Genomic DNA, 14486 nt, shown 5'->3' with positions numbered 1-14486 from the left:
GGAAGGAGCCCCATGGTCCTCGACCTCACCATCCTCGGCCTGGTGCTCTTCTTCGGCATCATCGGCGCCGTCACCGGGGCGTCGCGGCAGGTGGCCAACATGGTGGGGCTGGCGGTGGCGTACTTCGCCTCGAGCCGGCTGGGCCCCATCCTCGGCCCCCGGCTGGCGGAGTCACTGGGCGGCCCCCTCTTCGTCGGCATCATCCTCGGTTCGGTGCTGGTCTTCGTCTGCGTGTGGCTGGCGGTCCGCTACGCGCTGGGCGCGCTGCTGGTGCGGATGCTCGGCACCGGCAAGCACTCCGAGGACCGGAGCGTGGACCGCCTCCTCGGCTTCATCCTGGGAGGCGCGAAGCTGGCCGTCATCGCCTGGGTGGCGCTCAGCGCCATGACCTTCTTCGAGCAGCACGTGGTGGTGGCCGGCAAGCGCTTCGGCGTCTCCACGAAGGACTCGCTCGCCGTCGGGCTGGCGCGCCGCTTCAACCTCTTCGAGATGACGCAGTTCTCACAGGTGGGCAACCTGGTGCGCGTGGCGAACGCCGCCGCGGACCCGGAGAAGGCGGCCCGCCTCCAGGACGACCCCGCCTACAAGGCGCTGCGCAAGGACCCGCGCTTCCAGCGCCTGCTCCAGGACCAGAAGCTGAAGCAGGCGCTCGCGCGGGGCGACACCGCCGCCCTGCTGCGCAACGACCTGGTGCTCCAGCTCATCCAGGACCGGGACGTGGCCGCCCGGCTGGGCGCGGCCGTCCGGGCCGCCGAGCGCGGGGACTGACTCACACCCCCACCTGGGCCGAGTCCAGCCCCGCCAGCCGCTGGCGCACGAAGTCCGCGTCCACCTCGACGTGGCGGCGCCGCCGCTCGGGGGCCTCGAACATGATGTCCGCCATGACGAACTCCAGGATGGAGCGCAGCCCGCGGGCCCCCAGGCCCCGGTCCACCGAGTAGCGCACCACCTCGCGCAGCCCGCCGTCGGTGAACTCCAGCTCGATGTCGTCCATGGACAGCAGCTCGCGGAACTCGCGGACGATGGAGTCGGGCGGCTCCGTCAGCACGCGGATGAGCTCCGCCTCGCCCAGCTTCTCCAGCTGCACCACCACCGGCAGGCGGCCGAGGAACTCCGCCAGCATCCCGAAGTCCACGAGCTGCTTCGTGGTGATGCGCTTGCGCGAGCGCTTCGCCGCCTCCTCGGCCCCGAAGCCCATGGCCCGGCCGCCCTCGTCGCCGGAGTCGTGCAGATCGCTGAACGTCCCGGCGCAGATGAAGAGGATGTCGCGCGTGTCCACCTGGACGAAGTCGCTCTTGTTCCAGGACTGGGTGACGTTGAGGGGCACGTACACCTCGCGGCCCTCCAGCAGCTTCAGCAGCGCCTGCTGCACGCCCTCGCCGCCAATGTCGCGGCTGCCCGCTCCGTTGCGCGCGCCCTGGGAGCGCCGGGCAATCTTGTCCACCTCGTCGATGAAGATGATGCCCCGCTGGGTGTCCTCCACCGAGTGGTTCGCCTTGAAGAGGAGGTCGGAGACCATCACCTCCACGTCTTTGCCGTAGTAGCCGGCCTCCGTGTACTCGGTTGCGTCCACGGTGGTGAATGGGACATGAAGGATGTCCGCGAGGTTGCGGGCGATGTGCGTCTTGCCGCTGCCCGTGGGCCCCATCAGCAGGATGTTCGACTTCTTGATGAGAGACTGCCTCCGCGACCGCCGCGCCTGGATGCGCTTGAGGTGGTTGTGAGCGGCGATGGCGACCGCTCGCTTGGCGGCATCCTGGCCAATGACGAAGCGGTCCAACCGCTCGTAGATCTCCCTCGGGGTCAGCACCGCGTCTTCCCTGCGTGCGGACGACTCCATGTACCCTCCCCTTCTGTCCACGCGTCCTCCCTGAGCCTCGCGGAAAGGGTAGGAATTGAATGGAAGGCCGGCCCGGGAGAGCAGAGACGCCCGCCCGGGAGCGGGGCAGCCTGCCTGACCTCCCGGCAGGCGACTGTTGAATATGAGGGGGCTTTCCTATAGTTCCCGCGCCCTTCCGTTGTTCACGGGAGTCCACCCCTTTTTTCCGTGGGAGCCTCGAGACGCCGATGCCCGCAAACGCCCCTCCGCACCGCTGGACCCTCGCCGATGCCCAGGAACTCTATGGAATCCGGAACTGGGGCAACCCCTACTTCGGCGTCAACGACAAGGGCCACGTGTGCGTCCACCCGGACGGGCCGCAGGCGCCCAGCATGGACCTCAAGGATCTGGTGGACGAGGTCCGCCGCCGGGGCATCGGGCTGCCGCTGCTGCTGCGCTTCACGGACGTGCTGCGCCACCGCGTGGTGCACCTCAACGAGGCCTTCCGCAAGGCCATGGCCGACCAGGGCTTCAAGGGCGGCTACCGGGGCGTGTACCCCATCAAGGTGAACCAGCACCGCTACGTGGTGGAGACCATCATCGAGGCGGGCAAGGGCTACAACTACGGCCTGGAGGCCGGTAGCAAGCCGGAGCTGCTGGCGGTGATGGCGCTCCTGGACAACGAGGACGCGCTCGTCATCTGCAACGGCTACAAGGACGAGGAGTACATCGAGACGGCGCTCTTCTACTCGCGCCTGGGCCGCAACGTCATCCTGGTGGTGGAGAAGCCCAGCGAGCTGCCGCTGATCGCCGAGGTGTCGCGCCGCACGGGCATCACCCCGCGGCTGGGCATGCGCGTGAAGCTGTCCACGCGCGGCGCCGGCAAGTGGGAGGCCAGCGGTGGAGACCGCTCCAAGTTCGGCCTGTCCTCGTCGGAGCTGATGAGCTGCATCGGCTTCATGAAGGACACGGGCCTCTTGGGCTCCTTCGAACTCCTTCACTTCCACCTGGGCAGCCAGATCTCCAACATCCGCAACGTGAAGAACGCGCTGCGCGAGGTGGGCTGCTTCTACGTGGAGGTGGCCCGCCAGGGCGCGCCGCTGAAGTACCTGGACGTGGGCGGCGGCCTGGGCGTGGACTACGACGGCTCGCAGACGAACTTCGCCTCCTCCATGAACTACACCACGGAGGAGTACGCCAACGACGTGGTGTTCGGCGTCATGGAGGCGTGCGACAGGGCGGGCGTGCCGCACCCCACGCTGGTGTCCGAGTCCGGGCGCGCGGTGGTGGCGCACCACGCGGTGCTGGTGGTGGACGTGCTGGGCACCAGCGAGTTCGACCCGGCCCAGGTCCCGGACAAGCTGGACGACAAGGCCCCGTCGGTGGTGCGCAACCTGCTGTCCACCTACCGCGAGGTGACCAACAAGAACCTGCTGGAGGCGTGGCACGACGCGCAGGACGCCAAGGAGGAGAGCCTCACCCTCTTCTCGCTGGGCCACCTGTCGCTGGAGCAGCGCGTGGCGGCGGAGAACATCTACTGGGCCACCTGCCACAAGATCATGCGCATCGCCAAGGAGGCGGGGGAGATTCCGGAGGAGCTGGAGTCGCTGGAGAAGGCACTCAGCGACACCTACTTCTGCAACTTCTCCGTGTTCCAGTCGCTGCCGGACTCGTGGGCCATCGACCAGCTCTTCCCGATGATGCCCATCCACCGGCTGGGGGAGAAGCCGATGCGCCGGGCGACGCTGGCGGACATCACCTGCGACTCGGACGGGAAGATTGAACACTTCATCGACAAGCGCGAGGTGAAAGACGCCCTGGAGCTGCACGCGCTCAACGACGACGACTACTACCTGGGCATCTTCCTGGTGGGCGCGTACCAGGAGATTCTCGGCGACCTGCACAACCTGTTCGGCGACACGCACGCCGTGCAGGTGTCGCTGGCGCCCAACGGCGGCTACCTCATCGACCACGTGGTGGCCGGCGACACGGTGACCGAGGTGCTCAACTACGTCAGCTACACCAAGGACGACCTGGTGGCGAAGCTGCGCAAGTTCACCGAGACGGCGCTGCGCAACGGCCGCATCACCCTGGACGAGTCGCGCACCCTGCTGCGCATGTACGAGGACGGCCTGTCCGGATACACGTACCTGGAGCGCGAGGTGGACGCGAGCTTCGCCGCCAGCGCCAACCAGCTCCGCCTGGTGCCCCAGCCGAGCACCGCGCCGCGCTCCACCCTGCCCCCGTCGGGGACCTGAGCGCACCCAAGGCGCCCTGAAGCCTCGCGCTGAATGAATGAAGCCCCCTGCCCGCCTCCCCGAGGCGCCAGGGGGCTTCCTCTTTTCAAAGGTTGGCGATGATGACCTCACCGGTGCCGAAGGCGGTGGGCTCGTCGGCGAAGGCCACGTCCGCGGCCCGGGCGCGCAGGTGCCGGAGGGCATCGAGCTGCGCCTCGCCCCGGGCGATGAGCGCCTCGAAGTCGAAGCCGGCCAGGCGCACGTCCTTCCCCGACAGCCGCGCCAGCGTGCGCCACAGCGACAGCCGGCCCTCGGAGGCCATGCACAGGCCCTCCAGCTCCACCAGCCGGCTCAGCGGGGAGTAGCGGACGAGTGAGCCATTGAGCTTGAGCCGGCCGAGCTTCTCGGACGCCCACGCGGCGCGCGCCTTGAGCGGGTCCTCCTTCAGCTCCAGCGCCTTCATCACGGACTTCAGGGAGGACTGGTCCTCCCGCAGCTCGGGGATGAACACCGCCAGGTAGCGGCCCACCGGGTTGCTGCGGTTCTCCCGCTCCGTGCGAATCGCCAGCTCGAGGCCCCCCACGGAGCCCGCGAGGTGGTCATTGAGGTAGATGCCCAGCCGCTTCGCGTCCATGCCGTGCCCTCCGGTTGCGGGACTCCGCAAGCTGGGAGGGTGGCCATGGGCCGGCCTCCCGACAGCAGCGGTCAGGAGGCCTTCCTGGAGGGCGGGCGGGCGGCCCGGCCTCCCCTCAGTCCGGGTAGCTGAACGTCATGGGCAGCTTCACGTCCGGGTGGAGGCTGCGGGCGACGGGGCACTCGCGGCCAATCTGCTCCAGCCGGGCGCGCTGCTCGGCGGACAGGCCCGCCGGCATCTGGAGGTCCACCACCAGCTCGCCGATGCGGCGCGGGGGCGGCGTCATCCGCTTCTCCACGCGGCCGCGCACCTCGCCCAGCGCAATCCCCTCGCGCGAGGCGAACAGGTGCATGGTCGTCACCGCGCAGGACAGCAGCGCCGCGCCCACCAGGTCCGTGGGCGAGAAGCTTCCGCCGGTGCCGCCGTTGTCGCGCGGCGCCTCCGTGGCGGCCACCGTGCCGGACGGGCCGTGGGTGAGCTGCGTCTTGAACTGCGGCTGGCTGACCAGGGTCATCACCACGCCCGTGGCGGGCGGCTGCGGCTGGCTCATGTCGGGGGTCCTCGGGAGATGTTCAGCGGGTCAGCGGACGAACGCGTCGTGCTTCGCGGCGTCGGACTCGGTGGAGGGCTCGGCGTCCTCCACGCTCCAGTCCAGCGTCTTCATCAGCGACTTGCGGCGCTTCTGCACGTCCGCGTCCAGGAAGGCCACCGCGTCCGCCAGCCGGTCCATCAGCCGCATCGGCTTGCGCTTGTTCTTCGAGTCACTGAGGAGCGCGTGCGTCAGCCAGGGGAACACCGCCGTCACGTCGGTGTGCACGTAGACGGAGCCGGTCTCCACCGCCTCCACGGACACCTTGCCCCAGGTGTGGCCCTCACCGGCCGGGCAGCTCGACAGCGCGCCGTTGTCCACCGGGTCCACGCAGAACTGCACGTCGATGTCGAAGCCCGTCGTCGGGACGTTGAGGATCTGGTCCAGCAGCGGCTCGCCCTGCAGCGTGTAGTTCTTGGGCACGCCGCCGCCCAGAATCCAGATGGCCAGCCGCTTGCTGCCGTTGTGCCGGCAGAAGTGCTGCATGGCGGCCATGGAGTAGACGTCGTCGTTGATGTCGAGCTCGAACTTGAACTCGGGGCCGAGCAGGCGCTTGAGCTTGACGATGTTGAGGAAGATGGAGCCGTCCTGCACCGCGCCCACCCAGATGGGCACCGCGTGCTTGTAGCAGGTGGACAAGAGCGACGGCTGCTTCACGCCGAGCTTCTTCTCAATCTGGTAGATGGCCTTGCCGAGCAGGAAGTGGAACTCGGGGGTGGTCATCTTCCGCTGGAACTCGGGGCCGCGGATGATGGCGGAGAAGAGCCGGTCGGTGTCGAGCAGCGCCTCCTCCCAGAAGCCCAGGTCGTAGATGCGGATGATGCGCGCCAGCCGGTACTGGAGGTCGCCCGCGTTGGGGTTCACCTCGCGGATGGCGTGGCCGATGATGCGGTGGGCGTCGTGGTAGAGGTTGGCGCCGGTGGTGGTGATGGCGGAGATGACGCCCTTCTCGATGAGGGGAATCAGGCAGCTCTGGTGCAGGCCCGCGGGCGTCATGGCGCCGGACAGGGTGAGGAAGATGGAGGCGTCCTGCTCCATGGACTGCGACATCAGCTCGAAGGCCGTGCGCTCCTGGCGGCCCACGTAGGCGCTGAAGGCGTGGGCGAGCAGCTCCGACGGCTTCTCCCTGCCGGTGATGGGACGCGGATCCGCCTTGCGCGCTCCGGAGTACGCGGCGCGCAGGGACTTCTTCGGGTTCGAGGAGGTCTTGGCCATGGCGCGGCACATACCACCGCCGGCCAGCCAAGGGGAGCGCTGCCTGTGCCCCCGGCGCTACTTGTTCCGCTTCCCGCCGGTGTTCCCGCCGTTACCCGCTGTGTCGTCCGGTGTGGCGGCGGACTCCGGCAGGCCCAGCACCCGGTCCCTCACCTGCTCGGCGGACAGGTGGGCTGTGTCCGACACCACACAGGACACGAAGGCCAGCTCCGCCAGGGCCCGGCGCGCGCGCTCGCGGATGGCCGGCTCGTCGGAGCCCAGCTCCTCGGAGGCGGCGGAGACGTAGGCGCTGGCCAGAGACTCGAAGAGGTACACCCGGTTCTCGATGGTCGTATCGTTCTTCTTGCCCATAGGCCGGCCACTGTAGGCCCGGACTCCATGCGGCCGAATCCCCGACCGCTTAAGTTGGTATGAAACCGAGCACAGTCACCTCGCGGTGACTTCCACCGCTCGCCTGGGAGCCCTGTCGTGATTGACCTCCACTCGCACACCACCGCCAGCGACGGGCAGTACCCGCCGTCGGAGCTGCTGGCGCGGGCGGCGGCGGCCGGGGTGACGGTGCTGGCGGTGACGGACCACGACACGGTAGCGGGGCTGGAAGAGGCCGCGAAGGCGGCAGGCGCCCACGGGGTGGAGCTGGTGCCGGGCATCGAGCTGTCCGCCTTCATCCACGGGCGCGAGGTCCACATCCTGGGCCACTTCCTGCGGCCGGACGACGAGGACATCGCCCGCTTCTCCGAGCGGCTGCGCGAGGAGCGCGAGCGGCGGATGGTGGCCATGGTGGAGCGGATGCGGCAGCTCGGCTACCCGGTGCGGATGGAGCAGGTGCTCGCGGTGGCGGGCGACGCACAGCTCGGCCGGCCCCACCTGGCGCGGGTGCTGGTGGAGAAGGGCTGGGCGGTGGACATGAAGGAGGCCTTCGACCGCTTCCTCGGGACGCGGGGCGCGGCCTGGGTGGACCGCTACAAGCTGGACGGCGCGGAGGCCATCCGCCTCATCCGCAAGGCGGGCGGCACCGCCACCCTGGCGCACCCGGGCTCGTCGCGCATGGAGCGGCTGGAGATTCGCGCGCTGGCGAAGGCGGGCCTGGCCGGGCTGGAGGTGCTGCACTCGGACCACAACCCCAGCGTGCGGCAGAAGTACCTCGCGCTGGCGAAGGAGTTCGACCTGGTGCCCACCTCCGGCAGCGACTTCCACGGCGAGGCCGTCTCCCCCGACCACCGGCTGGGTGACGCCGCCATGCCGCCGGACCTCTTCGCGAAGCTCCGGGCGCGCGCCGCGGCGTGAGCCTCGGGGTGGATTGGACCCTCCCTAACAGAGTTCGCGAAAAGGAGAGAAAATCGGGATTTTGCTACGCTCGCCCTCCCCATGGAGTGCCCGAGCGAGACGACCCTGAGCGACTTCCTCGAGGGACTGCTGCCCGAGGCGCAGCGGGCGCTCGTCCTGGCCCACGTGGAGGGCTGCGAGCGCTGCCAGGAGCTGGTGGCCCTGGGGGCCAGCTCCACGGAGGGCGTGCCGGACGCCGGCGAGGAGCGGGCCCCGCTGGCCCAGGGCGCCACCCTGGCCCGGTACGTGGTCCTGGAGCGCATCGGCCGCGGTGCCATGGGCGAGGTGTACGCGGCGTATGACCCGGAGCTGGACCGGCAGGTGGCCCTCAAGCTGCTGCGTCCGGGAGACCGCCACGTGGAGGAGCTGCGGGTGCGGCTCCTGCGCGAGGCCCAGGCGCTGGCCCGGCTCGCGCACCCCAACGTCGTCACCGTGCACGACGTGGGCGTGTGTGACGACCGCGTCTTCCTGGCCCTGGAGCTGGTGGAGGGCACCACCCTCTCCGAGTGGCTGAAGCAGCCGCGCTCGCCGGAGGAGGTGCTGCGCGTCTTCCGCGATGCCGGGAAGGGACTGGCCGCCGCGCACGCCGCGGGGCTGGTGCACCGCGACTTCAAGCCCGCCAACGTCCTCGTCGGACAGGATGGCCGCGCGCGGGTGACGGACTTCGGGCTCGCGCGCCCGTCCAACCGGTGGCCGAGGCCCCGGAGCCCCTCCGAGTCCCCGCCGCGCGCCCCGGGCGCGCCCTCGCCGCTGACGCGCACGGGCGCGCTGGTGGGCACGCCGGCGTACATGGCGCCGGAGCAGCAGCAGGGCCACGGCGTGGACGCGCTGTCGGACCAGTTCAGCTTCTGCGTCGCCCTCTACGAGGCCCTCCACGGCGTGCGCCCCTTCGGGGGCGGCAGCCTGGAGGAGCTGGGACGCGCCGCGCGGGAAGGCCGTGTGCGCCCACCGGAGCGCGAGGTGAAGGTGCCCGCGCGGGTGCGGCGGGCGGTGCTGCGCGGGCTGCGCGCGAGGCCGGAGGAGCGCTTCCCCTCCATGGACGCCCTGCTGGCGGAGCTGGCGCCCTCGCGGGCCCCGCGCATCCGCGCCTGGGTGGCCACCTCCACCGCCGCCGCCAGCCTGCTGGGACTGGCGGCGGGCTACGTGGTGGCGCACCGGCGCGAGGCGCGCTGCGCGCAGGAGGCGGAGAAGCTCTCCACCGTCTGGAGCCCCGAGCGGCGCGAGCGCATCCACGCGGCCTTCCTCGCCACCGGCAAGCCCTACGCGTCCTCCGCCTGGGAGGCGGTCTCCACCATGCTGGATGCACAGGCCTCCGCGTGGCGCTCGCTGCGCACGGATTCGTGCCTGGCGGAGCGGGATGCGCCTGTCGCCTCGTGGCAGACGGCGGCGTGCCTGGACTCCCGGCTGTGGCACCTGGCCGCCGTCACCGACGTGCTGGAGAAGGCCGACGCGCAGACGGTGCAGAACGCGCCGCAGATGGTGGCCGCGCTCGAGGGAATCTCCGCGTGCGGGGACGCGTCCGCGCTCACCACCCGGCCCCAGCCTCCGGACGCCCTGCGCCCGCGCGTGGACGCGGCCCGGCGCCGGCTGGCCGAGGCGAAGGCCCGCCTCGACACGGGCAACCACGCCGCGGCCCTGGAGGTCACCACCGCCCTGCTCCAGGACCTCCAGGGGCTCGACTACCGCCCCCTGGAGGCCGAGGTGCTCACCCTGCACGGACACCTCCACGGCCTCACCGGCAAGCTCAAGGAGGCGGAGGAGCTCCTCTACAAGGCGCTGTGGGCCGCCGAGTCCGGGCGCGACGACGAGACGGTGGCGCGCGTCTGGATTCTCCTCCTCTGGGTGGCGGGAGACCAGATGGCGCGGCTGGACGAGGCCAACCGGCTGGTCCACCACGCCCGCGCCGCCGTGGAGCGGCTGGGACGCGAGCGCTTCCCGGGCATCGCCATCGACCTGCACCTGCGCATGGGCGGGCTGCTCCTGTTGCAAGGCAAGCTGGACGAGGCGGAGGCGGAGTACACACAGGGGCTGGCGCTGTCCCGGAAGGTGGCGGGGCCCGAGCGCCTGCGCACCACGTACCTCCTCGCCGGGCTGGGACGTGTCCGCTCGCGCCAGCTCCGCGCGGCGGAGGCCCTGGAGCTGTTCCGTCAGGCCGAGGCCAACGCGCTCCAGGTGCGCCAGTGGAGCCCCGAGCACCCCGTGCTCGCCGTCAACCTCAACAACATCGCCACCGAGCTGCTGGCGCTGGGCAGGACGGACGAGGCGCTCGCCACCTTCCAGCGCGCCCTGGGCCTGCTGGAGGCCGCGCGCTCCAAGGACCATCCGAGCCTCGCGGCTCCGCTCAACAACCTCGCCGTGATTCTGCGGCGCGAGGGCCGGCTGGACGCGTCCCGCCAGTCCTACCAGCGGGCGCTCGCCATCTTCGAGCGGAGCAAGGGCCCCGAGCACCCCAGCACCGTCATCGCGCTCGGTGGGCTGGGCATGGTGTCGTACGACTCCAACCAGCTCGACGAGGCGCTCGCGCACAACCAGGAGGCGCTGGAGCGAATCCAGCGCGGCCTGGGCATGGACACCCCACGCGCGGAGATGCCGCTGCGCAACCTGGGCCTCATCCACCTGCGCGCGGGCCGCCCCGCCGAGGCGCGCAAGCACCTGACGCGCGCCCTGCGGCTGCTGGAGAAGGAGCACGGCCCGGACAGCGCGGTGGCGGGCGGCGTGCTCCGGGACCTCGCCCGCGTGGAGCTGACCACGGGCGAATGGCGGCTGGCGCTCACCCACTGCGAGCGGTCGCTGAAGCAGGACGAGCAGACCCAGGGCGCGGAGAGTCCGGACACAGCGCTGGACCTCGCGTGCCTCGGAGAGGCGCGGCTCGGCCTGGGTGCACCGGAAGAAGCGGTGCCGCTGCTGGAGCGCGCGCGGAGCATCGACGCACGGGCGCGGCTGGACCGGAAGGAAGCGGCCCGGGTCTCCTTCCTGCTGGCGCGGGCGCTATGGGAGCGGCGCTCGCGCGAGGAGCGGGTCCGCGCCATGGCCCTGGCCGAGGAGGCCCGGCGATGGATGGAGGCCCTGGGGATGCGGACCCGGAACGAGCTGAGGGAGGTCATGGCCTGGCAGGCCCGGCATTCCCCCACCCTGAGCGAGGCCGTCCGATGACGTCCCCGGAGACACATGGCCCCCTGACGGCGCTGCTGCTGGCGCACGCGCCACCGGAGCGGCACGAGTGGCTGCGGGCCCTGCCGGGACTGGAGGGGCTGCTGGAGGAGCACCTCGCGAAGGGCCGGGCGGCGTGGCCCTCCGTGGAGCTCGCGCCGGAGCACTTCCTGCGGCACCTGGCCCGGCACCTTCCCGAGGAGGGCGCGCCCCCGGACACCCTCCATCAACTCCGCGCCGCCGACCTGTACCTGGCGTGCGCCTGCGCCGGGGGCGAGCCGCAGGCCCTGGAGTTGTTCGAGCGGCACGTCCTCCAGAAGGTGTCGGCGCGGCTCGGCACGCCTCCCGGCGTCTCGTTGGACGAGGTGCTCCAGGTGGCGCGCCAGCGATTGCTGCTGGGCGTGGCGGGCTCGGCCCCAAAGATTGCCGAGTTCTCCGGCCGTGGTTCCTTGAGCGGCTGGGTGCGCATCGTCACCTCACGCATCGCGCGCGAGCCTCTCGGACAGGATGGCCGCCAGGAATTGTTTTCCGAGCCGCCCCAGGCGCTGGAGCGAATGCTGTCGCGGGACGACCCGGAGCGGGAATTCCTCCAGGCCCATTCGCGCCAGGTGCTCTCCGAGTCACTCCAGGCCGCGCTGGCGGAGCTGTCCGAGCGAGAGCGCGCCCTGCTGCGCCTGCACCACCTGCACGGCCTCACCATGGACCGCATCGCGACGATGTATGGCGAGCCCCGCTCCAGCGTGGCGCGTCACGTGGCCCAGGCCCGTGAGCGGTTGCTCAAGCTCACCCGCCGCGAACTGGCCTCCCGGCTGAAGCTGGACCGCCAGGAATTGGAGAGCCTCCTGGGCTTCGTCCAGAGCCGATTGGACCTCAGCCTGCACCGGCTGATGGCCTGACGTGGAGGCAACGTTCTTCACACGATTGGGATTCTCGCTCACCGAGCTCGTGGCCTCGTCGACGGTCATTCCTCTCGAGCCCCCGGAGCGCGGCGCGGTGGTGGGGCTGATGCCCCACCGCCCTCCCGGTGAACCACCTTCGCGCCCTCCGCATGCGCTCCTCCCAGGGCCCCATCGCTGGCAGGATGGGCGGTCCACGAAGCCCATCCCACAGCGAGTGAGCCATGGCGAAGAAGCGCCCCGACCGAGACCTGGAGAAGACCTACCCGCGCAAGGACTTCGTCGCGAAGCTGCGACGGCTGGCGGACGCCATCGAGGCCGACAAGCCGTTCAGCATCCAGGTCGCCGGGGAGCGCCTGCACATCCCCGCCAGCGCGCTCTTCAACATCGAGCACGAGCGCGAGGGCGGCGTGGACGAGCTGGAGTTCCAGCTCAGATGGAAGCGGGACTGATCAGCTCCGCGTCGTCTTGAAGCGGCTGGTGACGGCGGTGAGCCCCTCGGCCACCGCCTGCAGGTCCTGCGCGATGCGGGTGGTGCGGCCGGTGGCGTCCACGCCCTGCTTCACCAGCTCCGCCACGTTGCGCGCGCCCTGCACGGCCTGCTCGCTGGACTGGCGCTGCTGCCGCGTGGCGATGGTGATCTGCCGCGCCGCCTCGCTGGTGCCGCGCGCCAGCTCCACGATGCGCTGGAACACGGCCGAGGCCTGCTCGGCCACCTCCACGCCCCGGTCGCTGGTGGCCATGCCCACGCGCGCCTTGGACGCGGCCTCCTCGCCGGAGTCCTGCACCTTCTCGACGATACGGGCGATGTCGCGCGCGGAGGCGGACACGTTCTCCGCCAGCTTGCGCATCTCCGCGGCCACCAGCGAGAAGCCCCGCCCCACCTCGCCCGCCTTGGTGCCCTCCAGCGCCGCGTTCAGCGCGAGCAGGTCCGAGCGCTCCGCCACCTGGTTGATGACCTGGGCAATCTTCGACACCTGCTGCAAGTCCTGATTGAGGCCGACAATCGCGTCCGCCACGCCCTTGGACTCGGTGCGGATGTCATTGATGCCGGCCACCACCTGGGCCACCACCGCCATGGCCTCGGCCACCGCCTCGTGTGTGCGCCGCGCGCTGGACTCCACCACCTCCGTGGAGCTGGAAATCTGTTCCGCCGTACGGCTCAGCTCCTCGAACGTGGCGGCGATCTGCTGCGCGTACGCGGCCTGCTGGCTGATGACGTGCTCCTGGTCCGCGGACGCACCGAGCAGCCCCCGCGACGCGCCGGAGAGCTGCTCCGTCCGGGACACCAGCTCCATCACCGTGGTGCGCAGCGTGCCGAGCATGTCGTTGAAGGACTGCGCCATCAGGCGCAGCTCGCCGGTGGCCGACACGTCCAGCTCCCCGCGAGACATGTCCCCGCGAGACACGTCCCGCACCACCTCCGTCACGCGCGACACGGGCTCGACGATGCCGCGGCTGATGATGAAGGCCAAGAGCAGGCCCAGCAGCAGCGCCCACACCAGCCCCATCCACACGTAGCCCTTCAGGTCGGCCACCGAGGAGACCGCCTCGTCCACGCTGAAGCCCGCCACGTAGGTGCGCTCGCCGCTCGCGCAGCGCACCACCACCTCCTTGTGCAAGGAGCGGAGCGACGTCTCACACGTCCCCGCGGGCACGGGGCCCTGCTCCTTCACCCCCTCCGGGATGGTGCCCTTCGAAAACACCGGGCCGCCATCCGGCCACAGCAGTCCCTGGTAATGGAGGGTGAAGCCCTGGCTCCCGTCCGCCGGGTCCTCCGCCTCGAGCGCCGAGAGCACCTGCAGCAGCCGCTCCTGTGACGCGGCGGTGCCGTCCGCCGCCAGCATGGCCGGGTGCTGGGCCACGAGCAGCCCCACGGCCCGCACCCGCTTCTGGAGCAGCTCCATGGTGACTTCGCGCTGGCGCGCGGGGAAGTACGCGGTGCAGAAGAGGACCACCGCCAGGCAGGGCACGAGCACCGCGATGGCCACCTGCATCCGCAAGCTGAGCCGGCCCCACATGCCTGTCTTCTCCCGAGAAGTGGTGATCCGCGCCGGACACCGGGCGCCGGGCGACGGTAGGCGTCCCTTCGAAGGGCGTCAAACCCGCCCCCCACCCTGGAGGGAACCCTCCCACACCGGGCAAACAAGCTCCGCTTTTCGCCGTCATCTCAAGGGGTTGGAGGGGCGCCCGAGGGGACTTTCCCTTTGACACGGCGCGGACACTGTCATTAGGTTCCGCGCGCGATGACTCCCACTCCACTCTCGCCCTACCTGCCGCTGGCGGTCGTCCTGCTGCTGGCCGGCGGCATGGCGATGCTGATTCCCCAGATCACCACCCGTCTGGGCCCCCGCCGGACGAGCGCCATCAAGTCGACCAGCTTCGAGGCCGGCTCCGAGTCGACCGGCCCGGCAAGGCAGCGCTTCGCGGTGAAGTTCTACGTGGTGGCCCTGCTGTTCATCGTGTTCGACGTCGAAGCGGTGTTCCTCTACCCCTGGGCGGTCAACTTCAAGTCGCTCGGCTGGTTCGGGTACATGGAGATGCTGGTTTTCGCGGCGACGCTGGTGGTGGGCCTTATCTACATCTGGAAGAAGGGCGCCCTGGACTGGGAGAGCTGAGA

At 70.6% G+C, this 14486-nt stretch carries 13 protein-coding genes; 7 read left to right on the top strand and 6 right to left on the bottom strand.

The genetic code is table 11. The features are described from left to right. The first annotated feature begins 12 nt into the window (after positions 1 to 12). Complete coding sequence (locus K8638_RS03995; protein ID WP_223753055.1) at positions 13 to 768, top strand: CvpA family protein; 756 nt, start codon at positions 13 to 15, stop codon at positions 766 to 768. Between the two features lies 1 nt (position 769). On the opposite strand, the gene clpX is transcribed toward K8638_RS03995, so the two are convergent. Further along, positions 770 to 1840: an ATP-dependent Clp protease ATP-binding subunit ClpX gene (gene clpX, locus K8638_RS03990; protein WP_223753054.1), complete on the bottom strand. Its 1071-nt coding sequence runs from the start codon at positions 1838 to 1840 to the stop codon at positions 770 to 772. Between the two features lie 227 nt (positions 1841 to 2067). Between clpX and speA the strand changes: the two genes are divergently transcribed. Further along, entirely contained in the window at positions 2068 to 4077 is a 2010-nt protein-coding gene (gene speA, locus K8638_RS03985; RefSeq protein ID WP_223753053.1) for a biosynthetic arginine decarboxylase, read from the top strand. A gap of 85 nt (positions 4078 to 4162) precedes the next feature. Here speA and K8638_RS03980 read toward each other — a convergent pair whose 3' ends face one another. From K8638_RS03980 to K8638_RS03965, 4 genes are all read right to left on the bottom strand, one after another. Next, positions 4163 to 4690: a hypothetical protein gene (locus tag K8638_RS03980; RefSeq protein WP_223753052.1), complete on the bottom strand. Its 528-nt coding sequence runs from the start codon at positions 4688 to 4690 to the stop codon at positions 4163 to 4165. Positions 4691 to 4805: 115 nt separating this feature from the next. After that, a complete protein-coding gene (locus K8638_RS03975; RefSeq protein WP_223753051.1) occupies positions 4806 to 5240 on the bottom strand; it encodes an OsmC family protein in 435 nt (144 codons plus the stop codon). A 30-nt stretch (positions 5241 to 5270) separates the two neighbouring features. Continuing rightward, on the bottom strand, positions 5271 to 6494 hold the full coding sequence (locus K8638_RS03970; protein ID WP_223753050.1) for a deoxyhypusine synthase family protein: 1224 nt from the start codon (positions 6492 to 6494) through the stop codon (positions 5271 to 5273). 57 nt (positions 6495 to 6551) lie between these two features. Next, positions 6552 to 6845: a hypothetical protein gene (locus tag K8638_RS03965; protein ID WP_223753049.1), complete on the bottom strand. Its 294-nt coding sequence runs from the start codon at positions 6843 to 6845 to the stop codon at positions 6552 to 6554. Between the two features lie 117 nt (positions 6846 to 6962). On the opposite strand from K8638_RS03965, the gene K8638_RS03960 reads away from it, so the two are divergent. The 4 genes from K8638_RS03960 (at position 6963) to K8638_RS03945 (ending at position 12318) form a co-directional block, all read left to right on the top strand. Beyond that, positions 6963 to 7781 (top strand): PHP domain-containing protein, encoded by an 819-nt coding sequence (locus K8638_RS03960; protein WP_223753048.1) that lies wholly within the window; start codon positions 6963 to 6965, stop codon positions 7779 to 7781. A gap of 81 nt (positions 7782 to 7862) precedes the next feature. Next, complete coding sequence (locus K8638_RS03955; RefSeq protein ID WP_223753047.1) at positions 7863 to 10973, top strand: tetratricopeptide repeat protein; 3111 nt, start codon at positions 7863 to 7865, stop codon at positions 10971 to 10973. After that, positions 10970 to 11866, top strand: coding sequence for a sigma-70 family RNA polymerase sigma factor (locus K8638_RS03950; RefSeq protein ID WP_223753046.1), 897 nt, complete (start codon positions 10970 to 10972; stop codon positions 11864 to 11866). Before K8638_RS03955 ends, K8638_RS03950 begins: the two co-directional genes overlap by 4 nt. A gap of 224 nt (positions 11867 to 12090) precedes the next feature. After that, complete coding sequence (locus K8638_RS03945) at positions 12091 to 12318, top strand: amphi-Trp domain-containing protein (protein ID WP_223753045.1); 228 nt, start codon at positions 12091 to 12093, stop codon at positions 12316 to 12318. Here the strand turns inward: K8638_RS03945 and K8638_RS03940 are convergent, their stop codons facing one another. Continuing rightward, positions 12319 to 13887 carry a methyl-accepting chemotaxis protein gene (locus K8638_RS03940; protein WP_223753044.1) on the bottom strand — a complete coding sequence of 523 codons (1569 nt, stop codon included), beginning with the start codon at positions 13885 to 13887 and terminating at the stop codon, positions 12319 to 12321. A gap of 225 nt (positions 13888 to 14112) precedes the next feature. Between K8638_RS03940 and K8638_RS03935 the strand changes: the two genes are divergently transcribed. Next, positions 14113 to 14484 (top strand): NADH-quinone oxidoreductase subunit A, encoded by a 372-nt coding sequence (locus K8638_RS03935; RefSeq protein ID WP_223753043.1) that lies wholly within the window; start codon positions 14113 to 14115, stop codon positions 14482 to 14484. Positions 14485 to 14486 lie beyond the last annotated feature (2 nt).

Source organism: Myxococcus sp. RHSTA-1-4 (assembly GCF_020037125.1).
In the GTDB taxonomy this organism is placed as follows: Bacteria; Myxococcota; Myxococcia; order Myxococcales; family Myxococcaceae; genus Myxococcus.
Note: the sequence above shows the minus strand (reverse complement) of the source record. Positions and strands in the feature narration are given on the sequence as shown.